Source organism: Aequorivita sp. KMM 9714 (assembly GCF_011065475.1).
Taxonomy (GTDB): domain Bacteria; phylum Bacteroidota; class Bacteroidia; order Flavobacteriales; family Flavobacteriaceae; genus Aequorivita; species Aequorivita sinensis.
Window position 1 is genome coordinate 553,392 of sequence record NZ_JAAGRO010000001.1, and the last position, 26,527, is coordinate 579,918.

Sequence of the window (26,527 nt, forward strand, 5' to 3'; positions counted from 1 at the left end):
TTAAAAATGATAGAAAGCATTTTCGAAGTGCTCTAAACTTTCGGTCTTTTTGTTTTTTAAAATGGCAATAATATCGAAACGAACTTCAACGTCCAATTCATTTGAAATTATATATTCGTTTGCAGCTTTCACAAGGTTTTTAATCTTCCCCGGAGTAACAAAACTCTGAGGGTCGCCAAAAAAGTCGCTATTTCTAGTTTTAACCTCAACAATTACAACGGTATCTTCTTCTTTTTGGGCGATAATGTCAATTTCTGCTTTATCAAAAAAGAAATTACGACGTAGAATTTTGTAGCCGTTTTTCATTAAGTATTGTGCAGCTATTTCTTCCCCTATTTTTCCGAGTTCATTGTGATTAGCCATAATACTCTAAAATTACAGAAAAATCAAAATTCAAGATTCAACTTTTAAAATCTCATTTAGCAAATTAAAAGATGATTTTTTTAACCTCAGCTATTGGTTTTTATCCCACAGATCAACCCACAATTATTCCCTACCTACAAACAATGTTATTATATCTGATTTATTTGCGGCATCCCGAACTAATAATTTGAGTTTCACGCTTTTTCCTTCATCCTCATGTGTACCCCAAGGTATTCCCCCTCCCCAAAACCCATCTGGACTTATTTTTTCGGGAATGGCAGTCCAATCTTGAATCAATTTATTGTTTTGATCAACCCTAAACATCTTTACTTCTACTGTACGTCCTGCTGGACCTTCGCCGTGAAGTTGCACTTCGGGAATATGTCCTTCAGTGTTTCCCGATACACTCTCTCCTAAAACATAAAAATTGGAATGTGGATATTGTTGTGAGATATGAGGAAAGGTAATAGCCAACTTTTTACTTGGTGGGCCACTTTTAGTTGGAGGAATCTGTTCCCCGGTAATAGGATCGATGCGACCGCGTACCACTTGTTTCCGTACTGGAACTAGTTTTGTGTTATCAGGATCAATTACCATAATTTTATTAGTGTCTAATAATTTTTTATTGGAAGGAGCGGCAATTTTCTGGTTTGTAGCATCTTTTGTTTTTGATCTCTTGGTTATTTGCGAATAAAGTGGTGTAGCCACAAGTAAACATAATAGCGTAGCTAGAAATAATAATTTAGTTTTCATAACTGTTTCCTATATTGGTTAGTAATTTTTAAATCAAACACTTAAAAGAATATTTTCATGGCATATAAAATACTATGGATTTTTAAGTTGTTTTAAAATTACAAAACTATTTAGCGGAATGTCAGAGGTTTATGGAGTTTGGTGGGTTTTGATGAGTGTAAGACGCTTTTGAGTTAGAATCTGGCCAAATTAGAAAATTTGCAATTGAATTTGAATACCAATTAACATAGTCTATGTGTCTTTAAATTAATATTTATAAACTCAAGTATCTCATTTTTATTAAACATTAAAGCATTGAAATTTTGAGTAATAAATAGTGATGTCCGTTCGAGGGCAGTCGAGAACTTGAAAATCTTGATTATAAAAAGGTTTCGACTGCGCTCAACCTGACAACTGACTTGAATTTTTTAAAAGTTCAAAATCACCTGGTCGTTTTCAGAGATCAATTTTACTTTCCTCCCAAAAATCAACGCTTGGTTATCCTTAATATGCCCAGCGGGAAAGTTGAAAAATACAGGATATGTATAGTCCTTCACTGCTTCTAATATTATCTCTTCAGCATTTTTTCCGAAAGGAATTGTGTTATCGTGCATATCTGTCATTCCGCCAACAATCAATGCTTTCAAATTTTTAAATACTCCATTTCTTTTCAAATTCATCATCATTCTATCAATGTGATATAGGTATTCATCTAAGTCTTCAATAAAAAGAATTTTGCCATCAGTATTTATTTCAGAACTACTTCCGCAGAGCGAATAAAGCACAGAAAGATTTCCGCCAACTATTTTGCCTTGAATCGAGCTTAGCTGCTGTTTTTGTTGAAATGTTTTATTGTAAGTATTATCATTAAAAGCGATTGAATACTCTTGCCCAAATAAAACCTTCCGAATTGATTCTCTTGTTTCCTCAGTTTTATTTTCGATATCTAAGCACATTTGTGCGTGTAAGGTTTCAATTCCTAAATTGTGAATGTGCGAGTGTAATACGGTAACATCACTATAGCCAATAATCCATTTTGGATTTTTTTGAAATGCAGAAAAATCTAACATATCAATCATTTTAACAGTACCATAACCACCTCTGGCACACCAAATAGCTTTGATGTTTGGATTGTCGAGCATTTGCTGAAAATCTTCGGCTCTTAATTCTTCATTCCCAGCAAATTGATTTTCTTCGGCTCCAATAGTTTTTCCTAAAACAGCTTTTAATCCCCAGCTTTCTAAAATTTTAAGTGCTGGTTGTAATTCTTCTTTTTTAAGTTTTCGAGCGGTAGATACTATCGCAATTGTATCACCTTTTTGAAGTGTATTTGGTGTTATCATGAATCGATTTAAAACCACAAATTACTACATTTATATGTACTTTTGTACTTTCAAAAAAAATTATGGAACAAAACCCAAATAGGTATACAATTACCGCAGCCTTACCATACACAAACGGTCCCGTTCATATCGGCCATTTAGCAGGTGTTTATGTGCCAGCTGATATTTATGCACGCTACCAAAGACTTCAAAACAAAGACGTCGCATTTATTTGTGGTAGTGATGAACACGGAGTGCCAATTACAATAAAAGCAAAAAAAGAAGGAATTACGCCTCAACAAGTAGTGGATAAATACCACGGAATCATCAAAAAAAGCTTTGAGGAATTCGGGATTTCCTTTGATAACTATTCGCGTACTTCTGCTGAAATTCACCATAAAACCGCTTCAGATTTTTTCAAAAAACTATATGAAGACGGCAAATTCACCGAAGAAGTTACCGAGCAATTATACGATGAAGAAGCTAATCAGTTTCTTGCAGACAGATATATTACAGGAACTTGCCCTAAATGTGGGAATGAGGAAGCCTATGGCGATCAATGTGAAAAATGTGGCTCTAGTTTAAACGCTACAGATTTAATCAATCCGAAAAGTGCAATTTCAGGAAATGTGCCTGTATTAAAAGAGACAAAGCACTGGTTTTTACCGTTGAATGAATACGAAGATTTCTTGAAACAGTGGATTCTAGTAGACCATAAAAAAGATTGGAAAACTAACGTTTACGGACAGTGTAAAAGTTGGATAGACGATGGCTTACGTCCTCGCGCGGTTACTCGTGATTTGGATTGGGGAATTCCTGTGCCAGTAGAAGGAGCAGACGGAAAAGTACTTTACGTTTGGTTTGATGCGCCTATCGGCTATATTTCAGCAACCAAAGAATGGGCAGCACGCGAAAACAAAAATTGGGAAGATTATTGGAAGGACGATAAAACCAAAATGCTTCACTTTATCGGGAAGGACAATATCGTTTTCCACTGTATTATTTTTCCAGCGATGTTAAAAGCGGAAGGAAGTTACATTCTTCCTGAGAATGTTCCAGCAAACGAATTTTTAAACCTTGAAGGAAATAAAATTTCAACTAGTAAAAACTGGGCAGTTTGGTTACACGAGTATTTAGAAGATTTTCCAAATCAGCAAGACGTTTTGCGTTACACTTTAACAGCAAACGCACCTGAGACAAAAGATAACGATTTTACTTGGGCAGATTTCCAAACTCGTAATAACAGTGAATTGGTTGCCATTTTCGGAAACTTCATTAACCGAGTAGTGGTTTTAACCGATAAATATTACGGAGGAATAGTTCCAGAACCATCAACTTTTTCTGAGATTGATGAGCAGACGTTAAATGAATTAAAAGCATATCCTGCTGTAATTGCAAGTTCGTTGGAGCGTTACCGTTTCCGTGAAGCTCAAGCGGAGATGATGAATTTAGCTCGCTTAGGAAATAAGTATTTAGCCGACGAAGAACCTTGGAAGACGTTCAAAACTGATGAAGATCGCACCAAAACAGTAATGTATGTTGCATTGCAGATAGCTTCTGCTTTGGCTGTTTTAAGTGAGCCGTTTTTGCCGTTTACCTCAGATAAATTGAAAAACATGTTGAATGTCACCCTAAGCGCAGTCGAAGGGTCTATTAAATGGAACGACGTTTCAACAAAATCAGAACTTATAAAACCTGGTCATAAAATAAATAAGGCCGAATTGCTATTCAGCAAAATTGAAGACGAACAAATTCAGCAACAATTAGACAAATTACAAGCCAGTAAAAAGATGAATGAATCGACAATTTCAGAAAAAGATACAGAAATCAAAAAAGTAGAACCGCAAAAGGAAACAATTCAATTTGAAGATTTTATGAAACTCGATATGCGAGTGGGTACAATCATCGAAGCTGAAAAAATGCCGAAAGCAGATAAACTTTTGGTTTTAAAAGTTGATACAGGAATTGATGTTCGCACAATTGTTTCAGGTATTGCTCAAAGCTTTAATGCGGAAGAGATTATTGGTAAAAAAGTTACTGTTTTAGTAAATCTAGCACCAAGAAAACTTCGCGGAGTGGAAAGTCAAGGAATGATTTTGATGACAGAAGACGCCGATGGAAAGTTAGTTTTTATGAATCCTGATACTGATGGAGTTGAAAATGGGGCGACGATAAACTAATTTATTTTTATACTATAATAAATCCTTCGATGAAACTGGAATATTTAGTCTCTCGGAGGATTTAATTTTTTCTGAAATGGCAACAATTTTAAATTTCATTACCTCCCAAACCCAACTTCCTCGTAAGAGCGTAGAGAACACCATCAAGCTTTTGAATGAAGACTGTACTATTCCCTTCATTTCGCGTTACCGAAAAGAATTGACGGGTAATCTTGATGAGGTTCAGATTGGTGATATTGTAAGGTTTAAAGAACAATTTGAGGCCCTTGAAAAACGAAAATCTGCTATCCTAAAAACTTTGGAAGAGCAGGACGTTCTTACGGCTGAACTTCAGAAAAAAATCGAAGAGGCTACAGATTTAATTGCTTTAGAAGATTTGTATTTGCCGTACAAAAAGAAGCGCAAAACCAAGGCAGATACAGCTCGCGAAAATGGCTTAGAACCATTGGCAAAAATTATAATGGCGCAAACTCGAAGTATATCAAGCTCAGAAATTTCTTCGCTTGCTTCAAAATATGTAAAAGGCGAAGTAAATTCTGAAGATGACGCTTTGGAAGGCGCGCGCCATATTATTGCTGAATGGATTAACGAGCGTACCGATATCCGGAATATGCTTCGTAATCAATTGGAGCGCTACGCGGCGATTTCAACAAAAGTTGTGAAAAAGTTTGAAGATGATGAAAAGGCGCAGAAATTCCGCGATTATTTTGATTGGAACGAACCTTTAAATCGAATTCCATCGCATAGATTACTAGCAATTCTACGCGCAACTTCGGAAGGATTTATTCGAAATAAGGTTGAAATCGACGATGAAATTGCTCTTTCAAAAATTGAAAGTCGAATAGTAAAATCGAATGACGCGGCTTCAAAACAAATAAAATTGGCGATTGAAGATAGTTATAAACGCCTATTGTTTCCAGCGCTTTCTAATGAAGCATTATCTGCCGCAAAAGAAAAAGCTGATGAAACTGCAATCAACGTTTTCGCTAAAAATTTAAAGCAATTATTACTTGGTTCGCCTTTAGGTGAAAAACGTGTTTTAGCTATTGACCCTGGATTTAGAACGGGTTGTAAAGTTGTATGCCTCGACGCACAAGGTGGATTACAGCACAATGAAACCATTTATCCACACGCTCCAAAAAACGACATAAAAGGAGCAATGAAAAAAATTAGTTCCCTTGCCGATGCTCATAAAGTTGAAGCAATTGCAATTGGAAACGGAACAGCTTCGCGAGAGACAGAGCAATTTATTAAGCGCATTCAGTTTAAAAATCCAATGCAGGTTTTTGTAGTGAGTGAAGCAGGAGCTTCTATCTATTCAGCTTCCAAAATAGCTCGTGATGAATTTCCTAATTACGACGTAACCGTTCGTGGTGCGGTTTCTATCGGGCGACGCTTGCAAGATCCACTTGCTGAACTTGTAAAAATTGATGCAAAATCTATCGGAGTAGGTCAGTATCAGCACGATGTAGATCAAACGAAACTGAAAAGCTCATTAGATACTACTGTGGAATTATGTGTAAATGCGGTAGGTGTCAATATAAATACTGCTAGTGTTCCTTTGTTGAGCTACGTTTCAGGAATCGGTCCGAAATTGGCTGAGAATGTTGTGAATTATCGCGAAGAAAACGGTGCTTTTACATCTCGTAAAGATATAATGAAAGTCCCTCGGTTAGGAGGAAAAGCTTTTGAACAAGCAGCGGGATTTCTTCGAATTAAAAATGGTGATAATCCATTAGACGATTCTTCTGTGCATCCTGAAAGTTATTCGGTAGTTTCAAAAATGGCTAAGGATGAAGGAATAAATATTTCAGATTTGATAGGAAATAAATCCCTTCTTCAGAAAATAAAACTAGAAAAATACGTCACCGATAAAGTTGGTCTTCCTACTTTAAAAGATATTATTAAAGAATTAGAAAAACCGGGATTAGACATTCGCGAAGAAGCGAAAGTGTTTACTTTTAATCAAAATATAAAGTCCATCACCGATTTACAAGAAGGGCAGTTGTTGCCGGGAATCGTAAATAATATTACAAATTTCGGTTGCTTTGTAGATATAGGAATCAAAGAAAGTGGTTTAATTCACGTTTCAAACCTGGCAGATACATTTGTTTCCGACGTTAGTGAGTATGTTCATTTACATCAACAAATTATTGTAAAAGTGCTTGATGTAGATGTAGAAAGAAAGCGAATTCAGCTTAAACTTCACAAGTAATTAATTTTACGTTAAATTTTAAATTCTTCAACTTATAAACAGACTTTTATCGGTTTATATAGACTAATTTTGCCGGCTTTATTAATACCTTCAACTTTACTTTTATGACAAAGCCTAGGATTGCCCTTGTCATAGGAATCATTTGTATTTCTATTTTCCCAATTTTGGTGAAGCTTAAATTGTCGCCTCCTATAATCTCTGCTTTTTATAGAATGGCAATTGCAGCATCTGTATTAGTCCCATTTGCAATATTTTCAGGGAAGTTAAAAGTTTCTTCGGTGAAAATGGTGCTATTAACCATGCTTTGCGGATTTATATTTGCACTTGACGTTACTGTTTGGAATATCGCGATACAGCAATCTACAGCTACACAAGCAACGTTGCTTACAAATCTCTCCCCAGTTTGGGTAGGGATAGGTGCGTTTTTCTTTTTGAAGAATAAGCCGACTCGTAATTTCTGGATAGGCACTTTAATTGCCATTTTGGGTATGATAACCTTAGTAGGATTTCACTTTTTTGTGAATTTAGACTTCGATCTTGCTTTTGTGTTTGCCATACTTTCAGGTGTATTTTATGCCGTATATATGTTGGTGAGCAAATTTGTACTTTATGAAGTAGAAGTTGTTCCATTTATTACCATAAGCACACTTAGTTCTGCTGTGTTTCTAGGAATACTAAGCTTTATAATGAATGAACCTTTTACCGGATTTACCGAAATGGGATGGCTATCGCTTTTGGCTCAAGGTTTAATTTGTCAATTAGCAGCGTGGCTACTTTTAGGCTATGCCACCAAACACATGCGTGCTACAAGAGTATCTGTAAGTTTATTAGGTCAGGCTGTATTAACGACACTTTTTGCGTGGATGTTTATTAATGAAGAAATTACTTTTCAAATGATTATTGGTGGAATAATTCTTCTTTTCGGAATACGTATAACATTCTATACTAAGAAGATTCCTATCATTGGTAAAGAAATAAAAAACCCTGAAACTATCTAAAATAGCGTTTTAGACAAAATATTATTCAATGATGAAAATTGCATTTCATCCCTTATTTAGCTATCCCTTGCCAAAGGGGCATCGATTTCCGATGGAAAAATATGAGCTTCTGCCGAAACAATTACTTCACGAAGGAACTTGTAAAGCTGAAGACTTTTTTGAGCCATCAATGCCTTCTAAAGAGGATATACTAGCCGTTCATACTGAAGAATATTATAATAGCTTGATAAACCTATCCCTCGACAGAAGGGCTGCTAGAAAAATAGGTTTCCCTTTATCTGAAGATTTTATTAAACGAGAGCAACTAATAGCACAAGGAACTATTGACGGCAGTGAATACGCTTTAAAATACGGAATTTCATTAAGTATTGCTGGCGGAACCCATCACGCATATACCGATCACGGGGAAGGGTTTTGTATGCTGCACGATCAAGCTATTGCAGCTAGATATCTTCAGAAAAAAGGATTAGCAAAAAAAATATTGATTGTAGATTTGGATGTACATCAAGGAAATGGTACTGCTGAAATTTTTCAGAATGATGATTCGGTATTTACTTTTTCTATGCACGGAGCTGGAAATTATCCATTTAAAAAGGAAAAAAGTGATTTAGATATCGCCGTGGCTGATGGAAGTGGTGATGAGGTTTATCTTGGAATTTTGAAAAACACTTTACCAAGATTGATTGATGAACAGCGTCCTGATTTTATTTTTTATTTAAGTGGTGTAGATATTTTAGAATCGGATAAATTAGGAAGGTTAAATTGCACTATTAACGGCTGTAAAGAAAGAGATCGTTATGTTTTACAGATATGTAAAGATTTAAAAATACCTTTACAAGTAAGTATGGGAGGTGGATATTCTCCTGATATAAAAACGATAATTGAGGCTCACGCAAATACTTTTAGATTAGCACAAGAGATTTATATCTAATGTGAAAACATTATAAATACAATCCCATTTTTATTTTCCAATAAGGTATTTTCTCTTCAAAGTATTCGAAATAAGGTTTTAAAGCATCAGGATTTTCAAGTTCATCTTTTGCTTTTTTAATTTTCTGGATTTCTTCTGAAGAAATGAATTGAGAAAGGTCAATGTCTGCACCAGATTCGTGTGATTTGATAAAGTGACCATAAACAGAATCTTCAGAAAGTCCGCGTCTACTCGCGATTTCTGAAGGAGAAAGATTCGCTTCTACAAACATTTTATAGCTGCGTTCGTGAGTTGGTAATTTACTTTCTAAACTATCTAAATGCCGATTAATAACTTTAAGAAATTCATCTGCATATTTCTCAAGTTTAGCTTCTCCAACACCTGATACTTCGGCAAATTCTTCTCGATTTCTCGGTTTCTTATGCTCCATATCTTCTAAACTGGCATCGCTAAAAATTATATATGCAGGCATCTTTGCTTCTTGTGCCAATTTAGAACGAAGTGTTTTCAGTTTCTCAAAAAGATCGGCTCTTATCCTTGTTGTTTTTTCTGCTTTTACTTTTTCTACTTCTTTAACAACATTTGCTAATCGTACCTGTTTCCCTTCAAAAAGAACTTGCTTAGCAAGCGGAGTTAGCAACAGTCTGCCGTTTTCGTGAAAGTGAATTTGAAGTATTCCTTGATTTAATAGTTGTATGGTATATTGCTGCAAGTCTCTCCACGCGATATCTTTTGCCACACCAAAGGTTTTGATGTTTTGATACCCTTTATCATAAACTTGAGCATTTTGTGCGCCACGCAGTACATCTAGAACCATCCCCATAGCTTCTTGTTCTTTTAAACGTGCTACTGCAGAGCATATTTTTTGTGCAATTAAGGTCCCGTCAAAGTACTTTGGTGGGGTTTTACAGATATCGCAATTTCCACAATCTTCAATGATATGCTCTCCAAAATACCCTAAAAGTGCTTTTCTTCTGCAACTTAAAGCTTCAGCAAATTGCTGCATTCGTTCTAATTTTGCTAGTTGATAAGCTTCGGTTTCGGTGCCTTCAGCAAATTTTCGAAGCATAATAACATCGGCAAAACTGTAAAAAAGTAGGGTGTGTGCTGCTAATCCGTCGCGACCACTTCGTCCTATCTCCTGGTAATAGCCTTCAATGTTTTTAGGCATATTATAGTGAATAACCCAACGTACATTACTTTTGTCTATTCCCATCCCAAAAGCAATAGTTGCAACAATTATAGGGGAGCGATCATTTAAAAAGTTGTCTTGAACGCTGTTGCGTTCTTCCGTACTGAGCCCTGCATGGTAAGCTTCAGCTTTATAACCCTTTGCTTTAAGCGTTGCAGCTAGTTTTTCTGTACTTTTTCTACTTAAACAATAAATTATACCACTCTGCTTACCTCTTTTGGCAAGAAAATTAAAAATCTGTTTATTTCTGTTTTGCCCTGGACGTACGTCAATGTAAAGGTTAGGTCTGTCAAAAGACGCGATAAATTTATTGGCATTAGGAATAGCGAGTTGTGTTGCAATATCTACTTGTGTAGGTCTATCGGCTGTTGCAGTTAATGCAATTAGAGGAACCTCCGGAAACTGTTGTTTTAAACTTTTGAGCCGGGTATACGCAGGTCGGAAATCGTGACCCCAACTTGAAATACAATGCGCTTCGTCTACAGCAAAAAGGCTAATTTTTATTGAACTTAATATATAGTTGAGTAAGGGTAAACTTTCTGGTGCTACGTATAACAGCTTTAATGCTCCGTTTTGTAAATCTTTTAAAACCTCTTGCTGCTCTTCCTGAGGCTGAGAGCTATTAAAGACATTGGCCGAAATCCCATTCGCTCTTAGAGAATCAACCTGATCTTTCATTAAAGCGATTAAAGGTGAAATTACAATTGCAGTTCCTTCAATTGCTAAAGCTGGAAGTTGATAACATAGTGATTTACCTCCCCCAGTAGGCATAATAGCAATAGTATCGTTTTGGTTTAAAACACTATTGATGATTTTCTCCTGATTGGGAAGAAATTCATCGTATCCAAAATGAGATTTTAATAAGGATAGTATATGGGTTTGCTGGGAATCTGTAGTGGAATGCATGATGGTAAAACTAATAATAATTTTGCGTTAATCCCGGCCCTTCGATACAATCCCGATAAAATGCTTAAAAGCAATTTATCGGGACCACTCAGGGACCTCTTTTTTGGAATTAGTTTTGAGAAGAAAACACTAAATTTAACCATCTTTCCCCTCCGCTCCGCTGGGGGACCGATTTTTGAGGAAAGAATGGTGAGAATTATTTTGACAAATAGCTAATCTATGCAGCTTCTCATAATTTTTCATTAAGAGAGTTTCTTTCTTCTTACGACTCCAATTTTGTATTTGTTTCTCTCGTTGAAATGCCAAATCAATTCTAGTAAACTTTTCAAAATAATGTAATTCTATTGGTAGTCTTTTAAGGGTATAATTAGCTCCAAGATCGGCTTGATGCTCTAAAATTCTTTTCTTCAAATTGACTGTGCTTCCTGTGTAGTAGGTATCATCACTACATTTCAGTATATACATATATCCAATTGCCATGATTATAAATAATTTGAAATTATAAAATAAAACAATCCTCTGCTCCGCTCGTCGACAGTGAATATATTCTGGTGTCCGAGTGGAGCGGAGGATTTACTTATTACTTACTCAACATCAGCAACTCATTACACATAACTTCTGTAATGTAGTGTTTGTTTCCTTCTTTGTCTTCCCAAGATCGGTTGGTAAGTTTACCTTCTATAGCGATTTCTTGGCCTTTTGTTACATAGTTCTCAACTACGTTAACGAGTCCTCCTCTTACAACGATGTTATGCCAGTAAGCGCGTTCCACCTTGTTACCATCTTTGTCTTTGTAACTGTCATCTGTGGCCATTGAAAATTTAGCCATTTTATTGCCATCGGCAAATGTTACAATTTCTGGGTCTTGCCCCAATCTTCCAATCAACTGTACTTTGTTTCTAAGTGCGTTCATGATTTCTAATTTTTTTTGCCTGAGGTAAATTACAGGCGAGTTAAACAATTGATACTATCGAACATCATCTAATTCGACAGTACAAACATATATCGACATTCAAATGCTAGTCGGTATTTACACACTTACTATCGTTTATAGTTGCTTACAAGTATTTGTAAATGGGTATTTGATATTTAAAATGTTTTTGTTTTTGTGTGAAGAAATGATGAGAATCCTTGTGTAACAAGTGTTTACAATGGAAGAGTCTTACTAGAAGTAAGTTTGATTACAAAGGATTTTTAAAATTTGGATTTAATGTCTTTAACAAAAAAGATTTCATAATTACTGCTAGTTTCAATTTACAGAATACTCATTGAGAACAACAGTATACTCATTTAACATTGATTTCTAGTGATTTAACCTATACTTTTCGGCCTTAATTAAACCAAAATTAACAATTATGAGAAAAATTATTTTACCATTAACGATGTGTTTCATTGCCAGTTTCGGCATTATGAATGCACAAAGTAATTTAAAAAGTTCGTCCCTAAAGACGAATCAATCACAGCAGTCTGCAGTGTTACCCGCTGCTTATTATGAAACTTCTACTTCTCCAATCGGTGAATCCCCAAGAGGAGTTGAAAATTCTAGTATTTCTATTGATTTACAAAACACCAAAATCGCCAATTTTGGTTCTTACGGTCCAGCCGCTAGACCTGATGGAACTGAGGAATTTGGTGAAAACCTTATCTACACTAGTGGTCCATTTATAAATGATGCTCCAGACTTAAGTATTTTGGAGAATGTAACTAATGGCATGGATTTATTTGGATTTGGGGTTAATTATAACAACAGCCAAAGTTTAGCGGAAAGTTTTGTGTTACACGATGGTTTTGATATTTCTAAAATTGATGTTTATGCATATCAAACAGGAACCTTACCTCCTTCTATAACGGCAATGTATGTTCAAATTTGGGATGGAGATCCAAGTGGTGGAGGTTCAGTAGTTTGGGGAGATTTATCTACAAATGTTTTAGAGACTGTCGTAGATTCTGGCGTATATAGAGTTTTAGAAGATGATCAAGCGAATACTGATAGAAAGATTTCAAAGGCAACTGCTAATACTAACGGTTTGACGCTAGCGGCTGGCACGTACTGGGTTGAATACAGTTTGAAAGGATCAGGTAGTTCTGGGCCATGGGCACCTCCAATTTCCGTGTTAGGAGAAACAATTACGGGAAATGCACTTCAAAATATATCTGGTTCGTGGCAAGCGGTTATTGATTCTGGGGTAAATGAACCACAAGGACTGCCAGTTCAGATTTATGGTACGATAAATCTTCAAGGGAGTTGTGCGGAGCTTAACCCACCATACGATTGGTTGTTTGAAGAGGCTTTAAACATGACTTCAGGTGGTGCCTACACTGTAGCCAATGACTTAACCTTAGAAGCAAACGAAAGTTTTACACTTAGGCATTTAACCGCTTATATGTTTTCAGAGTGGCCAATTAGTGAAGTAGATGTAACTTATTATGAAGACAATAATGGTTTTCCAGGTAATGTAATTGGATCAGAAAACGCAATAACTCTTAACCATGTTAACGCAGTAGGATCTTCTCATATATCTATTCACAATGTTTATAAAGTTGATATGACAGTTGATGCATTTGAATTTACTGGTGATTTAAATAATTCAAAAAAATATTGGATTGGGTTATCCGCAAAAAGTTCAAGTAATACCCAAGTTTATTGGGGTGTAACTTCAGGTAATTCAGTTGGTAATCCAGCAGCTCAAAATGATAATGGGGTTTGGGGTATTTGGAACAATGATTACGATGGACTTTACACTTGGTATGGTGACTGTAGCCCTGTTTTAGGTGTTGATGACAATGAGTTTACTCAATTTAGTGTTTATCCAAACCCTGCCAATAATATTCTAAACTTAGAATCTGCTCAGAATATTGAATCTGTTACCTTGTTTAATCTATTAGGGCAAAAGTTATTGTCTAAAGAAATAAACAATACTTCTGCAGAATTAAATATATCAAATCTTCAAGTTGGAACTTATATCCTACAAACCACTATTGAAGGACAAGTGAATACACAAAAGATTATTAAGCAGTAAATCGATTGTTTAATGTTAAAAAGAAAGCCATTCTCAATCGAGAATGGCTTTCCTATTTAATTTGCTATAAAGAGTTTACCAAGTTTGCCCTTTGAGTTCCAGTGCAGCTCTTAAAATATCACTTTGACTTATTTGCCCAGCTAGCTTTCCATTTTCTAAAATTGGAAATCTGCGGTGTTTTGATTCCAAAAACTTATTGGCGGCATCAAGTACATTCATTTCGCCATCAATAGTTTCTACATTTTTAATCATATGCAGTTCTACCTTTACATCTTCCATAGGATGGTTGTGATATCTAGCGTCACTAAGTTCTTTTAAACAGTCACCTTCAGATATAATTCCTACCAACTCATTGTTGTTGTTAATAACAGGACCACCTGAAATTCCTTTCTTTACAAGTACTTCAATTACTTCTATTATCGATTGCTCAGGTTTGAATGTTATCAGGTTTCGTGTCATATAATCGGACACTTTAATTTTTTCCGAAGAGCTCTGAGGCTTTGCTCTTTTCCCTGTAAAACTTTTAATTCCCATAGTATCAATTTTTTGCGACTTTGTAATATAGTGAAAATTATGTTTTTAGCAGGATGAATTATCGGAAAAATTCCTTCGGATTAAAATTGTATTTTTAACACTTCAAATAAAATTTCTATGAAACATTTCAATGCTTTTTTATCCTTGCTTCTTATCACAGCATTGGTTTTTTACAGTTTTTATGGATTAATGCCGAAGTATGATGAAGATGAAGTAAAATCGGCTACCGAATTTTCAGTAGATAGAGCGCTGATACCTCTTGAAAAAATTGCTAAAACCCCTCATTATTTAGGTTCACAAGGTCACGCAGACGTTCGAAAGTTTTTATTGTCTGAATTACGTAAGTTGGGGTTGGAACCTCATATTCAAGAAGGATTTAGTTTAAATCCACAATCAAAAACGCTTAATAAGCCTACTAATATTGCTGCACGTATTAAAGGTGCTGAAAACGGCAAGGCACTTTTGCTGCTTTCGCATTACGACAGCGCTCTTGTGCCCTCATTTGGCGCTAGCGATGCTGGTACGGGTGTAGTTGCTATCTTAGAGAGCGTACGCGCTTACCTTGCTTCTGGAAAAAAACCAAAAAATGATATAATTATTCTTTTTACAGATGCTGAAGAAATTGGTTTGGACGGTGCCAAACTCTTTGTAAACGAACATCCCTGGGCTAAAAATGTAGGTTTAATATTGAATTTTGAAGCTCGTGGAACTAGTGGCCCGAGTAATATGATTTTAGAAACAAATGGAGGAAATTCACAACTCGTGAAAGAATTCATCAAAGCAAATCCAGAGTTTCCTGTTGCCTCTTCCTTGATGTATAGCGTTTATAAAATGTTGCCAAATGATACCGACTCTACCATTTTTAGGGAAGATGGGGATATTGATAGTTTCTTTTTTGCTTTTATAGATAGCCACTTTAACTATCACACCGCAAACGATAATATGTATCACCTAGATTGGAATAGTTTGATGCATCAAGGTAGTTATTTACTGCCGTTAATCCATTATTTCGCCGATGCCGATCTTTCAAATATAAAGTCTGAAACGGATGATGTTTACTTAAATTTCCCTTTGGGAAAAATGATTAGTTATCCATTTTCTTGGATATTACCGATGCTAATTTTAGCTTCTTTGATATTTGTATTCTTAAATTTTTATGGTGTTAAAAGGGGAAGAATTTCAGGAAGAGCAATTGCCAAAGGATTTGTTCCCTTTTTGGTATCATTAATTAGTTGCGGCCTCATTGGGTTTTTTGGATGGAAATTAATACTAGCGCTCTATCCACAATATGCCGAAATTCAACAAGGATTTACATATAACGGGCATTGGTATATTGCATTTTTTGTATTGCTGTCATTGGCAATCGTATTTTCAGTCTATAAAAAGTATATTACTAAGTTCAACGAACCTTCCATTTATGTAGCCCCTTTATTTTTCTGGCTTTTGATTAATTTGGCGGTTTTTATCATTTTAAAGGGAGCCGCATTTTTTATTATTCCTGTTTTTTTCGGACTTCTTTCGTTTTTTGTAATGATACGTCAAGAACGACCAAATCTTTTAGCAATGGCATTTCTAGCGGTGCCTGCTATCTTTATTTTCGCACCCCTTATACAATTTTTTCCAGTTGGTTTAGGCTTAAAAATGCTTGTTATTAGTTGTGTGTTCACTGTATTACTCTTCGGGTTGATGCTTCCTGTTTTTGCGTATTACAAATGGAAGAACATAGTATCGGCACTGTGCTTTATACTAGCTATTTCTTTCTTTATCGTTGCGCATTCAAAAAGTGATTTTACTGAAGAAAGGAGAAAGCCAACCAGTCTCGTTTACTATAAGGATGCAGATAATGAAAAAACTTTCTGGCTTACTTACGACAAAGAAATTGACGAATGGACTGAACAATATCTTGGTAAAAATCCTAGTAAAAATACTTTAAATTTAGCTGAGGTTCCCTATAGTAAATATGGTTTTAATTACAGTTACGCAGCTGAAGCTCCAAAGAAAAATATTGCAGATTTTGAGATTGTTTTAGAAAATGACACTTTAATAAATAATCTTAGAAATGTTACGCTCGTAATTGTCCCTAAACGAAATGTGAATAAAATAGATTTGTATAGTGAAGAATATACATCATTTAATTCACTAAAATTTAATGGAAAAGAAATGCCTGTATCTAGTTTATCAAAAGACTATAGAGGAACTAAAAACCCTGCCCTTATCAATTACTATGTTTCTCCAAACGATTCATTGAAAGTTGAATTTTCTGTTGAAAAAGATGTTTCTGTTGGTTTTAAAGTAATGGAATATTCATTCGATTTAATGGATAACCCAGAATTCGACATAACTAAACGTCCTGATTATGCTATGCCTAAACCCTTCGTGATTACAGATGCGGTTGTGGTAAAGCGAACTTTTAATGTAGATTCATTAAAAAAGAAAACTGTAGATTCGCTTTTTGTAAATCCTGAAATTATTTTAAATAATGAGTAAAACAATTGCCATAGCGGGTCTTGGTTGGTTAGGTCAGCCTTTAGCTTATCGTTTAAACTTATTAGGCTATAAGGTGAAAGGCTCTGTTACAACTATGGAAAAAGCTACTTTGTTACAGAAAAATGGAGTAGAAGCCTATCCTGTTGAAATTACAGATAGAGGAGTGCAGGGGTCAGTTAAAGCATTACTGAAGAGTTCCGATTATTTAATAATTATGATACCTCCTGGATTAAGACGCAACACTGGCGCCGACTATGTGCTTAAAATGGTGCATTTTCTAGAAGAGATAAAACAAGCTGAGGTTGAAAAATTAATCTTGGTGAGTAGTACTTCGGTTTATGATGATAGTCAAGGAAAAGTAACTGAAAAGGACGAGCCACAACCAGAAACTATATCGGGCAAGCAATTAAGACAGGTGGAGCAATTATTTGCAAATTCTAAGGGACTAAAAACTACTATTGTTCGTTTTGGTGGTTTGATAGGTGGTAGTAGACAGCCCGCAAAATATCTGGCAGGTCGTAAAGATTTGAATGATGGAGATGCTCCGGTTAATTTAATTCATCGTGACGACTGTATTAATATCTTAGTTAATATTATTAAGCAAGACGCTTTTGGAACTGTTTTTAACGCTGTAAATCCATACCATCCCAAAAAATCTGAATATTATATACAGAAAGCAAAAGAGCTAAGTTTGGAGCCACCTACATTTGCCGAAAGCAATGTGGATGAAAAATTTAAACAGGTTGATTCTGAGAATTTGAAAAAGGTTTTGGATTATGTTTTTAAAACTTCCATATAAAAAAAGGAGCCATTAAGGCTCCTTTTTTCAATTCAAAACATTTCGACTGCGCTCAATGAGACAGTTGATTACCTACCAAATACGCACTCTATCTTCTGGCGCAAGGTACATGCCATCTCCTTCTTTAATATCAAAGGCTTCGTAAAAAGCATCGATATTTAATAAAGGTTGTGTAGCTCTTACCATTCCTGGAGAGTGTGGATCTGTTTTTACTTGGTTGCGTAGCGCCTCGTCTCGAGACATGGTGCGCCAAACAGTAGCCCAACTCATAAAGAAACGTTGTTCTGGAGTAAATCCGTCGATATTATCAGGACGTCCATTTTCTTTTAAGAAACGCTGTAATCCGTCGTAAGCACCTAACACACCACCTAGATCCCCAATGTTCTCGCCTAAAGTAAATTTTCCGTTGATGTAAACACTGTCTAGAACTTCAATTTTACTGTACTGCTCAGCAAGTTTATCGCCGCGCTCGGTAAAGTTTTTAAGATCTGTTTCTGTCCACCAGTTTGCTAAGTTTCCATTAGCATCAAATCGCGATCCGCTATCGTCAAAAGCGTGCGAAATTTCGTGACCAATTACGGCACCAATTCCACCGTAATTAACAGCTTCGTCTGCCTTGTAATCGTAGAAAGGTGGCTGAAGGATTGCAGCTGGGAAAACGATTTCGTTGTTAAATGGATTGAAATACGCATTTACAGTTTGTGGGCTCATTCCCCATTCGGTGCGATCTACAGGCTCGTCAATTTTAGAAAGATTATCTTTTAATCCCCAAGCTTGTACAGCAATCATATTGTCGTAATAGGTATTGCCTTCTTTTACTTGCATGTCTGAATAATCCTTCCATTTGTCTGGATATCCAACTTTTACAGTGAATTTGTCAAGCTTTTCGTTTGCTTTTACCTTAGTGCTATCGCTCATCCAAATTAAAGCATTAATACGATCTTTATACGCTGCAATTACATTTGCAATCATTTTTTCAGCTTTCTCTTTAGCTTCCGGTGGAAACATTTCATCTACGTAAAGCTTTCCTAAAGCTTCTCCAACACTTCCATTTACAGTTGAAAGTGCACGTTCATCTGCTGGCTTTTGTGTTTTAGTTCCGTTTAAAGTAGTAGCATAGAAATCGAAGTTAGCTTTTTCAATTTCTGTGGTTAACATTCCTGTAGCGTTGTTTAAAGTAGACCAACGCATTACCGTTTTCCAAGTATCAAAGTCTGGTTTAGCAAACATTTGTTTCAATGTTTCCATATACTTTGGTTGCATTACGATAACAGTATCCATATCCTTAGTAATACCCATTCCTTTAAAGGCTTCTTTCCACTGAAGCTGCGGAAGCATTTTTTGAAGTTCGTCTATACTACGTGGATTGTTGAAATTTCTAAAATCACGGCTTGCAACTTTATCCAATCTTGGCGTAGCAAGTTTTGTTTCAAAAGCAAGAATAGTTTCGGCTTGTTTACGGGCAGATTCTTCCGAATCACCTAAAAACTGAAGCATTCTTGTAATATGATCTACATACTGCTCTCTAATTTTTACAGAAGCAGGATCGGTATTGGTATAGAAATCACGATCTGGAAGTCCTAAACTACCTGGAGTGATATATGCTGAGTTCATCGAACTGTTACTTGGATTTGAAAAAGCAGCAAGTCCTAAAAATGGCTGTGAAACTTCAACAGCATTTTCACTCATTACTCTTTGAAAGTCTTCAATAGTATTTATAGCAGCAATTTTTTCAAGTGCCGGTTTTAATGGTTCAATTCCAGCTTTGTCTCTTGCTACAGTGTCAAGCTTTGTCTCGTAAATCATCAAGGCTTTTGCTTGGTCGGTTTCTGGAGCATATTTCCCGCTCTTTCTTGCCTTTTCCAAGATGTTAAGCATGTCTTTACTTGTCTTTTTACGAAGAATCGTAAATCCAGCCCAACTAGTTTCATCGTCTGGAATTTCGTTGTTCTTCATCCAGTTTCCGTTCACGTAGTTGTAAAAATCATCTTTTGGGTTCACGGTAGTGTCCATGTTTGCCAAGATGATTCCGTGTGGCTCAGTATCAGTTACCGCCACTTCGGTTTTTTCTTTACAAGCGGTTGTAGCAGCTGCGATTACCGCGAAAGCTACAACGGGTTTTAAAAATTTTGTTTTCATTTATATTGATTTTTGTTTTTAGCGGAAGATGCTTACTTGCTTGTTAAGCAAGAACTGCCCATTGTTTTCATCTTCAATTGAAATTATTAGTATTGGGCTATTTTATGTTTTCTAAGCAATAAGTTGCTCATTCGGAATTATTGTTACACTTCTAGTTTTTTTTATCTTGTAACTCTAGTTCAAATATAGAATCTCGAAAACGCTCTTGCTTTTTTAATTCATTCTCTTCGTCTTCTTTTCTTTGATAATCAATTTTGTCTTTTAAAAACTTCTCATTTAAGTGAGTGATTAAATTCTCCACTGCAATGTTTAGTTCTTTTACAGATTCTTGGATATTTAAAGAGTCTATATTGTCTTGATGTGATGTTTGGTATAATAATTCTGATCTAGTTTTTAGAACTAACAACCTGCTGTTTATAGGATTTGTATTAAGCGTATCTGGAATTTTTTTGAATAGAGAATCTGAAATTTCTCTTAGCCGTACTGCGTGTTCACGTAAGTCGCGGTAGTTACTTCCGTTAGTGCTTTTTGCTTCTTGGATAAGATCTTCCAAAACACCCCATTTTACAGCTTGTTCTTTTGCAGGTTCTGAAAGTTGAGGATATATATAGGTTGTATCGCCAAAAACTATAGACATATTGGTGTTCGGCAATTCTGCTTTTTGTTCTTCAGAATTATTTCCACAGGAAAAAAAGAAACTAATAGCTATTAAAATAGGAATTATAAACTTCATAAAAAATTAAAGAACCACAAATATACTGGTTATTAACGAAATGACACGTTAATTTTTTTAAAGGGAAAGAGTTGATTATCCGTATATTTGCACCTCATTTTGATAAAAAGAAAATTGATGAAAAAGAGGATTCTGATTATTGGGGCCTGTGGACAAATAGGAACAGAGCTAACAATGTATTTAAGACAGAAATTTGGGTCACATAAAGTAATTGCAAGTGATATCCGTGAAGGTGATGAAGAACTTATGAGTAGTGGTCCTTTCGAAATATTGGACGCTACCAATTATGAAGCTATACAAGAGGTTGTAATTCGTTACGAAATAACTGAAGTTTATTTAATGGCAGCTATGCTTTCGGCTACTGCAGAGAAGTTCCCTATGCGTGGCTGGAACTTAAATATGGATTCACTTTTTCACGTTTTAAACTTAGCTAAAGATAAAAAAGTAGAAAAAGTATTTTGGCCATCTAGTATTGCTGTTTTTGGACCTACAACTCCAAAAAATGATACCCCACAGCACACAATTATGGAGCCAAGTACGGTTTATGGAATTAGTAAACAAACTGGCGAACGCTGGTGCGAATATTACCATAAGCGTTATGGGGTAGATGTAAGAAGTATCCGTTACCCTGGTTTAATTAGCTACAAAACCTTACCTGGTGGTGGTACTACCGATTATGCAGTAGATATTTACCACAAGGCACTTAAGCACAAACAGTATGTTTGCTTTTTAAATGCTGAAACAACTTTACCAATGATGTTTATGGATGACGCTATTCGCGCAACAGTGAACATTATGGAAGCCGATAAGGAAGATATTAAAATTAGAAGTTCGTATAATCTTGCTGGGATGAGTTTTGATCCTGAAGATGTTACTGCAAGTATCAAAAAACACATTCCAGAATTCGAAATCTCTTACGAGCCAGATTTTAGACAAGATATAGCCGATAGTTGGCCACAGAGTATAGACGATAGCGAAGCTAGAAAAGATTGGGGTTGGGAAAGCAAAATTTCATTGGATGAAATGACAGAGATTATGCTTACAAATTTGAAGGATAAGTACTAATGCCTTTAATCGGCATTTGCTGAAATTATCAATAAAAACAAAAACAGGTTCAAAATTAATTGAACCTGTTTTTTTATATAAAATAGTTGGCTAATCAAGAAGTTTACGCTTCACAACTTGCGCAATCTTTTTTCTGAGCAAACTTTTGTGCAGCATTCATACTGTGTTGGTAGTACAGTGATTTCAAACCAAGTTTCCAAGCAGTTACGTGAATTTTGTTTATCTCCTTAACTGGCATTTCTGGATGAATAATAATGTTTACAGACTGACCTTGGTCAATGTGGTTTTGACGGTTAGCAGCTTGATAAATTAAATCCATTTGATCGATTTCAGAATAAGTTTTGAATACATCTTTTTCTTCATCGGTTAAAAAGTCTAAGTGTTGTACAGAACCGTCGTAATCGCGAATATTTCTCCAAACTTCAAGAGTATTCATACCTTTCTCTTCAAGTAATTTTTCTAAGAATGGATTTTTAATTGTAGTTTTTATCTTGGCGATATCTTTCACATAAATATTAGACCAAATAGGTTCGATACCTTGTGACACTTGTCCTAAAATAAAGGCAGATGAAGTTGTTGGTGCAATAGCATTTAAAGTAGCATTACGTCTTCCGTAACCTTTAAGTACTTCTGGTTCCCCAAATTTTTCAGCTAATTCTTCTGAAGCTTTGTACGACTTCTCTTTAATAACTCTAAATATCTCACTGTTTAAGTTATAAGCTTCTTGGCTATTTAAAGGAAGCATTTTAGATTGTAATAACGAGTGCCAACCTAAAACTCCAAGTCCTAAAGAGCGGTTATCCTTAGCGAAGTTATAAGCGCGCTCCATAAATAGGAAGGTTTGTTTGTCCTCACGGCTATCAGAGTCACGATAAACTTCTAGTTTTTCAATGAATTCAGTAATTACAGCATCTAAGAAATATACCATAGTTTCAACAGCATCGGTATCTTTCCACTTGTCGTAGTGTAATAAGTTTACTGAAGATAGTACACATACAAACGACCAATTATCGTTAGATGGTAGCATTATTTCAGTACATAAATTACTAGCGTAAATAGGTAGGTTCTTATCTTTATAAACATCTGCAGCCGAATTGTTTGCGTTGTCTTTAAAGAAGATATAAGGGTAGCCCATTTCACCTCTTCTTTGTAATACTTTTGCCCAAATAGTACGCTTAGCTTCGTCTCCATCAATCATTTCCTGCATCCATTGGTTGGTTACAGTAACACCGTGCGTTAATTCTTGTATAGGATTCCCTTCAGTACCAATTTCTAAGAACTCCATAATGTCTGGATGCTCAACTGGTAGGTATGGCGAAAAACGTCCTCTTCTAACCGAACCTTGGCTTACAACATCAACCATAGATTCAAAAAGCTGCATAATATGTACAGCACCAGAAGCCTGGCCATTATTTTTTACTTCAGCTCCACGATGACGAATTTTCCCAAAATACCCTGAAGTTCCACCTCCAAGTTTAGACATCATACCAACTTCAGATTGGGTGTAAAGTATATTCCCCATATCATCGCTAATGTGCGATCCAAAACAGCTGATTGGAAGTCCTCGTTCTTTTCCAAAGTTAGACCAAACCGGTGATGCTAAAGAGAAAAACCCTTCAGACATATAGTGATAAAATTTATCGGCATAACCTGGGATGTCTAGAATTTGTTCAGCTCTATCTGCAATTTCTCTAATCCTTTCTTCTGGAGTTACCCCTGGTGTAAGGTAGCCAGAAGCTAAAAAGTTACGACTGTGTTCTGTAAGCCATTTAAAGCCTTGTTTTTCTTCACTTGTATTGTGTAATGCTTCTTTTCTAGCGTTTACTAAGTGGTCAGTTTCTGAATTTGACGTTGTGGTCTGTGTGTCGAGGTTGGTGTTTAGTTCGTTCATTTAAAAAAGGTCATCACTGGTTATACTTTGGGTTCTTTTGCTGTAGTTTATTGAGCGTTTTACGAAGAAATCTCCGTGCTTAGTACCGATAATCTCATCGTCAAACCATTCAGTTTCCGCTAATAAACTTTCGTCTATGTCAAATATTTTTTCAATTCCGATACTTTCAAGCGACTTGTTGAAACGGTTTTTGATAAACTCGTTTACAACATTTTTTGGCAAGAAGTCTAATTCGCCATCTTCAAAAATCCAATCGATAATTCTGCTCTCGGCGATAAAAGCTTCTCTACACATTTCTTGAATCATACTGTTGTAGCCTTCGTCAAACCAATCTGGATTTTCTTCTTTGATGATTTTGATTAAATCAATTCCGAAGTCTCCGTGGATTTGTTCTTCTTTTGAAGTAGCCTCAACAACGTTTGAAATTCCTTTAAGCATGTTTTTATACTTGTTAAAGGCCATAATTATCAAGAATTGTGAGAACAACGAAACGTGCTCGATAAAGAGTGAGAATAGTAAAACAGATTCAGCGTATTCCTTGTTGTCTTCACTTTTAGCATTCTTAAGTGCGGTTTCTAAATAGTGAACACGCATCATAATTACTGGCTTTTTCTTTAGGTTTTTAAACTCCTCGTTTAAGCCTAAAATTTCAAGAAGGTGTGAATATGCATCGTGGTGTCTAACTTCACTTTCTGCGAAGGTTGATCCTACCGACCCAATTTCTGGTTTTGGCATTCTATGGTATAAATCACCCCAGAAGTTTTTCACTGCTACTTCAATTTGAGAAATAGCCAGCATTGTATTTTTAATAGCGTTGCGTTCTACGTCGGTAAGACGAGTTTTAAAATCTTGGATGTCGCTAGTAAAGTTGAATTCGGTGTGAATCCAATATGAATGACGAATAGCTGGAACATATTCATAAAGCGCTGGATATTCGTATGGCTTTAAATTTATTCGTTTCTCAAATATATTTAGTTTTCGTTTTTGGGTTTGTTGATTTCTATAAAGGATATACCCTTTTGCTACATCAAAAAATCCACTTTCCATCAATTTCGTTTCCACAAAATCTTGAACTTCTTCTACAGTTGGGATATATTTCCCATCCATGCTTTTTCTTTCTAGCAAAGCTTCATAAACCATCTCAGATATGCGCTTTGCATCCTCAGGTCCACCGTGATTTGCAGCGGTCATTGCTTTTAAAATTGCATCTGTAATCTTTTGTAAATGAAAGAGTTTGGTGGTGAAATCTCTTTTAATAACGTGGGTAATTTCCATAAGAATGCGTACTAAAAATTATAAATAGTATTCAAAGTATAAAGATGAAAATTATATCGATGTGATTTGATTGAAACGGCAATTTGTTGTCAAATGGTTATTAACAATTATTTAAAGTTGAGGAAATCTTTAGGAGTCTGAACATTTCAAAGCTTAGCGTGAAAATTGTAATGAATGTTGTCTGAATTTGTGTTAGATTTTAATGAAATCTTATTTTCAAAAAGCGTGCTGGCATGATTTAATTAACAACAATCTGGTTTCGAAATAAAAAAAATAAGTTGGGAAATGCACAAGGCAAAACCCAACTTACAAATAACGTTTGTTAATGTTTCTAACTTATTGAACTACTAATTTTTGAGTGTTAATTCCTTTTGTAGTTGTTGATCTAATGTAGTAAACACCAGATTGAAGGTTAGCAACGTTCAAATTTGCTTCTTTCTTATTTAAATTAGTTTCTTTAAGAACCACTTTTCCAGTTGTGTCTACAATGTCAATAGCGGTAATTATATTTTTATCGCTTGAAACTGTAAATTGGTCTGTAGCAGGATTAGGGAACATACGTAAATTATTTGCAAATAAATTTTGATTTGAAACACCCATTGTTCCAAGTTCTTCATAATCATAAATATAATCACAAACATAAATTAACTCACCTAAATCATTCTCGGTGTACCAGTGTTCAAGTATTGGTTTGTTAACCATTTCAACTAAACTTTTTGTTTTTGCACCGTCCTCTGGATTTACAGGTAACACTAGTTGTTCAACTATGTAATCGGTGTCGTATTCATATAAATGTTTATTTGTAACTCTACTTCCGCTTGGGGTTTTGTGTTCCCACTTAATGCAGTTTTTATTGTCGTCGTAGTAAAACCATTCTACTCCAGGAACATACCAAGCTGTTCCATCCCAAATTGACGGTTTTGAGCTTAATAAAGTACCATCAGAATTGTAAGTGTATTCGATTTTCCAAGAGTCGCTCAAGGTACCAGTTTGCCAAGTGTCTTTTACAAACTCTTCTAATTTTTTGCCATCGGCGTTATAGGTAACGGTGCCAACTTCAATTAAATCTGTTTCATTAAAGTATAGCTCCCAAGACTCAAGTTGGTTGTTGCTGTTATAAAAATATTTATAAATTCCTCCTAGCTCAAAAGTAGAGCCTCCAAAACTATTGTAATTTTTACGTGTTGTAAGATTTCCGTCTTGATCGTATTCGTAGTCCAAATAATAAACGTGGGTCCAATTGCCGTTTATTTGCTGGTATCCATCTAGTTTAATCACATTGTTTGCTACATCGTAAGTTAAAGTATCTCTATATCTAACGTTATCATCTATAAGAAGTGCGTCTGTAGAACTCAATAACATATCTGAGTTGTAAGTGTATTTTTCATACTCAAATCCGTCTGAAGAACGATATTCAGAAAGTAAGAATTCCTTTTCGATGTTCTGAGCAAAACCTATTGCTGTACAAGCAAAAGATATGCAAACAAGTAAAATTTTTTTCATAAAAAATGTTTATTTAATTAGAGAATTAGGGTTTTGCTAACAAACATACATCGATTTTAATAAAACACAAATGGATTTCATAAAATTAAAAATTGAGCTAAACCCTTGTCATAATTGACTTCACCCGAATTTCCTTTTACTATTAAAGCATTGGATATCAATGTGATTCTGTTGTTTCTTAGGTTGAATATTGAAGAATAAACTGCTAGTTATTGGAATTTGAATAAATATTTTCATGGAAA

At 35.4% G+C, this 26,527-nt stretch carries 20 protein-coding genes; 8 read left to right on the forward strand and 12 right to left on the reverse strand.

Features of this window, described 5'->3' with window-relative positions:
• From G3A46_RS02500 to G3A46_RS02510, 3 genes are all read right to left on the reverse strand, one after another.
• The gene (locus G3A46_RS02500) at positions 1-363 is read right to left on the reverse strand and encodes a YraN family protein (protein ID WP_165145799.1); all 363 of its coding nucleotides are present in this window, start codon (positions 361-363) and stop codon (positions 1-3) included.
• 123 nt (positions 364-486) lie between these two features.
• Positions 487-1,116, reverse strand: coding sequence for a hypothetical protein (locus tag G3A46_RS02505; RefSeq protein ID WP_165145802.1), 630 nt, complete (start codon positions 1,114-1,116; stop codon positions 487-489).
• Between the two features lie 407 nt (positions 1,117-1,523).
• Complete coding sequence (locus G3A46_RS02510) at positions 1,524-2,438, reverse strand: LD-carboxypeptidase (protein WP_165145805.1); 915 nt, start codon at positions 2,436-2,438, stop codon at positions 1,524-1,526.
• Positions 2,439-2,500: 62 nt separating this feature from the next.
• Here G3A46_RS02510 and metG point away from each other — a divergent pair, with 62 nt between their 5' ends.
• The 4 genes from metG to G3A46_RS02530 all read left to right on the forward strand — a co-directional run bounded on the left by metG (position 2,501) and on the right by G3A46_RS02530 (position 8,741).
• Positions 2,501-4,597 carry a methionine--tRNA ligase gene (metG, locus tag G3A46_RS02515; RefSeq protein WP_165145808.1) on the forward strand — a complete coding sequence of 699 codons (2,097 nt, stop codon included), beginning with the start codon at positions 2,501-2,503 and terminating at the stop codon, positions 4,595-4,597.
• 76 nt (positions 4,598-4,673) lie between these two features.
• The gene (locus G3A46_RS02520; RefSeq protein ID WP_165145811.1) at positions 4,674-6,812 is read left to right on the forward strand and encodes a Tex family protein; all 2,139 of its coding nucleotides are present in this window, start codon (positions 4,674-4,676) and stop codon (positions 6,810-6,812) included.
• Positions 6,813-6,916: 104 nt separating this feature from the next.
• Positions 6,917-7,810, forward strand: a complete 894-nt coding sequence (locus G3A46_RS02525) for a DMT family transporter (protein WP_165145814.1) — start codon at positions 6,917-6,919, stop codon at positions 7,808-7,810.
• Positions 7,811-7,838: 28 nt separating this feature from the next.
• Entirely contained in the window at positions 7,839-8,741 is a 903-nt protein-coding gene (locus G3A46_RS02530) for a histone deacetylase (RefSeq protein WP_165145817.1), read from the forward strand.
• A 10-nt stretch (positions 8,742-8,751) separates the two neighbouring features.
• Here G3A46_RS02530 and recQ read toward each other — a convergent pair whose 3' ends face one another.
• From recQ to ssb, 3 genes are all read right to left on the reverse strand, one after another.
• Entirely contained in the window at positions 8,752-10,839 is a 2,088-nt protein-coding gene (recQ, locus tag G3A46_RS02535; protein ID WP_165145820.1) for a DNA helicase RecQ, read from the reverse strand.
• A gap of 135 nt (positions 10,840-10,974) precedes the next feature.
• A complete protein-coding gene (locus G3A46_RS02540) occupies positions 10,975-11,319 on the reverse strand; it encodes a GIY-YIG nuclease family protein (protein WP_206735943.1) in 345 nt (114 codons plus the stop codon).
• A 100-nt stretch (positions 11,320-11,419) separates the two neighbouring features.
• A complete protein-coding gene (ssb, locus tag G3A46_RS02545; RefSeq protein WP_139854325.1) occupies positions 11,420-11,752 on the reverse strand; it encodes a single-stranded DNA-binding protein in 333 nt (110 codons plus the stop codon).
• A 442-nt stretch (positions 11,753-12,194) separates the two neighbouring features.
• Between ssb and G3A46_RS02550 the strand changes: the two genes are divergently transcribed.
• The gene (locus G3A46_RS02550; RefSeq protein ID WP_165145823.1) at positions 12,195-13,859 is read left to right on the forward strand and encodes a T9SS type A sorting domain-containing protein; all 1,665 of its coding nucleotides are present in this window, start codon (positions 12,195-12,197) and stop codon (positions 13,857-13,859) included.
• A gap of 75 nt (positions 13,860-13,934) precedes the next feature.
• Here the strand turns inward: G3A46_RS02550 and G3A46_RS02555 are convergent, their stop codons facing one another.
• The gene (locus tag G3A46_RS02555; RefSeq protein WP_165145826.1) at positions 13,935-14,393 is read right to left on the reverse strand and encodes a CBS domain-containing protein; all 459 of its coding nucleotides are present in this window, start codon (positions 14,391-14,393) and stop codon (positions 13,935-13,937) included.
• 117 nt (positions 14,394-14,510) lie between these two features.
• Between G3A46_RS02555 and G3A46_RS02560 the strand changes: the two genes are divergently transcribed.
• Positions 14,511-16,880 carry a M20/M25/M40 family metallo-hydrolase gene (locus G3A46_RS02560; RefSeq protein ID WP_165145828.1) on the forward strand — a complete coding sequence of 790 codons (2,370 nt, stop codon included), beginning with the start codon at positions 14,511-14,513 and terminating at the stop codon, positions 16,878-16,880.
• On the forward strand, positions 16,873-17,679 hold the full coding sequence (locus G3A46_RS02565; protein ID WP_165145830.1) for an NAD(P)H-binding protein: 807 nt from the start codon (positions 16,873-16,875) through the stop codon (positions 17,677-17,679). Before G3A46_RS02560 ends, G3A46_RS02565 begins: the two co-directional genes overlap by 8 nt.
• A gap of 72 nt (positions 17,680-17,751) precedes the next feature.
• On the opposite strand, the gene G3A46_RS02570 is transcribed toward G3A46_RS02565, so the two are convergent.
• On the reverse strand, positions 17,752-19,818 hold the full coding sequence (locus G3A46_RS02570; protein ID WP_165145832.1) for a M13 family metallopeptidase: 2,067 nt from the start codon (positions 19,816-19,818) through the stop codon (positions 17,752-17,754).
• A gap of 151 nt (positions 19,819-19,969) precedes the next feature.
• Positions 19,970-20,551, reverse strand: a complete 582-nt coding sequence (locus tag G3A46_RS02575) for a hypothetical protein (RefSeq protein ID WP_165145834.1) — start codon at positions 20,549-20,551, stop codon at positions 19,970-19,972.
• 117 nt (positions 20,552-20,668) lie between these two features.
• On the opposite strand from G3A46_RS02575, the gene G3A46_RS02580 reads away from it, so the two are divergent.
• Positions 20,669-21,616: an NAD-dependent epimerase/dehydratase family protein gene (locus tag G3A46_RS02580; RefSeq protein WP_165145836.1), complete on the forward strand. Its 948-nt coding sequence runs from the start codon at positions 20,669-20,671 to the stop codon at positions 21,614-21,616.
• A 103-nt stretch (positions 21,617-21,719) separates the two neighbouring features.
• Here the strand turns inward: G3A46_RS02580 and G3A46_RS02585 are convergent, their stop codons facing one another.
• The 3 genes from G3A46_RS02585 to G3A46_RS02595 all read right to left on the reverse strand — a co-directional run bounded on the left by G3A46_RS02585 (position 21,720) and on the right by G3A46_RS02595 (position 26,285).
• Complete coding sequence (locus G3A46_RS02585; protein WP_165145838.1) at positions 21,720-23,507, reverse strand: ribonucleoside-diphosphate reductase subunit alpha; 1,788 nt, start codon at positions 23,505-23,507, stop codon at positions 21,720-21,722.
• Positions 23,508-24,782, reverse strand: a complete 1,275-nt coding sequence (locus G3A46_RS02590; protein ID WP_165145840.1) for a ribonucleotide-diphosphate reductase subunit beta — start codon at positions 24,780-24,782, stop codon at positions 23,508-23,510.
• 336 nt (positions 24,783-25,118) lie between these two features.
• Positions 25,119-26,285: a T9SS type A sorting domain-containing protein gene (locus G3A46_RS02595; RefSeq protein WP_165145842.1), complete on the reverse strand. Its 1,167-nt coding sequence runs from the start codon at positions 26,283-26,285 to the stop codon at positions 25,119-25,121.
• Positions 26,286-26,527 lie beyond the last annotated feature (242 nt).

Bases quoted from the DNA above. Each gene is read 5' to 3' on its own strand.
- metG (WP_165145808.1), top strand. From the start codon at position 2,501: ATGGAACAAAACCCAAATAGGTATACAATTACCGCAGCCTTACCATAC.
- G3A46_RS02550 (WP_165145823.1), top strand. From the start codon at position 12,195: ATGAGAAAAATTATTTTACCATTAACGATGTGTTTCATTGCCAGTTTC.
- G3A46_RS02555 (WP_165145826.1), bottom strand. From the start codon at position 14,393: ATGGGAATTAAAAGTTTTACAGGGAAAAGAGCAAAGCCTCAGAGCTCT.
- G3A46_RS02530 (WP_165145817.1), top strand. From the start codon at position 7,839: ATGATGAAAATTGCATTTCATCCCTTATTTAGCTATCCCTTGCCAAAG.
- recQ (WP_165145820.1), bottom strand. From the start codon at position 10,839: ATGCATTCCACTACAGATTCCCAGCAAACCCATATACTATCCTTATTA.
- G3A46_RS02505 (WP_165145802.1), bottom strand. From the start codon at position 1,116: ATGAAAACTAAATTATTATTTCTAGCTACGCTATTATGTTTACTTGTG.
- G3A46_RS02520 (WP_165145811.1), top strand. From the start codon at position 4,674: ATGGCAACAATTTTAAATTTCATTACCTCCCAAACCCAACTTCCTCGT.
- G3A46_RS02565 (WP_165145830.1), top strand. From the start codon at position 16,873: ATGAGTAAAACAATTGCCATAGCGGGTCTTGGTTGGTTAGGTCAGCCT.
- G3A46_RS02580 (WP_165145836.1), top strand. From the start codon at position 20,669: ATGAAAAAGAGGATTCTGATTATTGGGGCCTGTGGACAAATAGGAACA.
- G3A46_RS02575 (WP_165145834.1), bottom strand. From the start codon at position 20,551: ATGAAGTTTATAATTCCTATTTTAATAGCTATTAGTTTCTTTTTTTCC.
- G3A46_RS02570 (WP_165145832.1), bottom strand. From the start codon at position 19,818: ATGAAAACAAAATTTTTAAAACCCGTTGTAGCTTTCGCGGTAATCGCA.
- ssb (WP_139854325.1), bottom strand. From the start codon at position 11,752: ATGAACGCACTTAGAAACAAAGTACAGTTGATTGGAAGATTGGGGCAA.
- G3A46_RS02540 (WP_206735943.1), bottom strand. From the start codon at position 11,319: ATGGCAATTGGATATATGTATATACTGAAATGTAGTGATGATACCTAC.
- G3A46_RS02560 (WP_165145828.1), top strand. From the start codon at position 14,511: ATGAAACATTTCAATGCTTTTTTATCCTTGCTTCTTATCACAGCATTG.
- G3A46_RS02590 (WP_165145840.1), bottom strand. From the start codon at position 24,782: ATGGAAATTACCCACGTTATTAAAAGAGATTTCACCACCAAACTCTTT.
- G3A46_RS02595 (WP_165145842.1), bottom strand. From the start codon at position 26,285: ATGAAAAAAATTTTACTTGTTTGCATATCTTTTGCTTGTACAGCAATA.
- G3A46_RS02585 (WP_165145838.1), bottom strand. From the start codon at position 23,507: ATGAACGAACTAAACACCAACCTCGACACACAGACCACAACGTCAAAT.
- G3A46_RS02525 (WP_165145814.1), top strand. From the start codon at position 6,917: ATGACAAAGCCTAGGATTGCCCTTGTCATAGGAATCATTTGTATTTCT.
- G3A46_RS02500 (WP_165145799.1), bottom strand. From the start codon at position 363: ATGGCTAATCACAATGAACTCGGAAAAATAGGGGAAGAAATAGCTGCA.
- G3A46_RS02510 (WP_165145805.1), bottom strand. From the start codon at position 2,438: ATGATAACACCAAATACACTTCAAAAAGGTGATACAATTGCGATAGTA.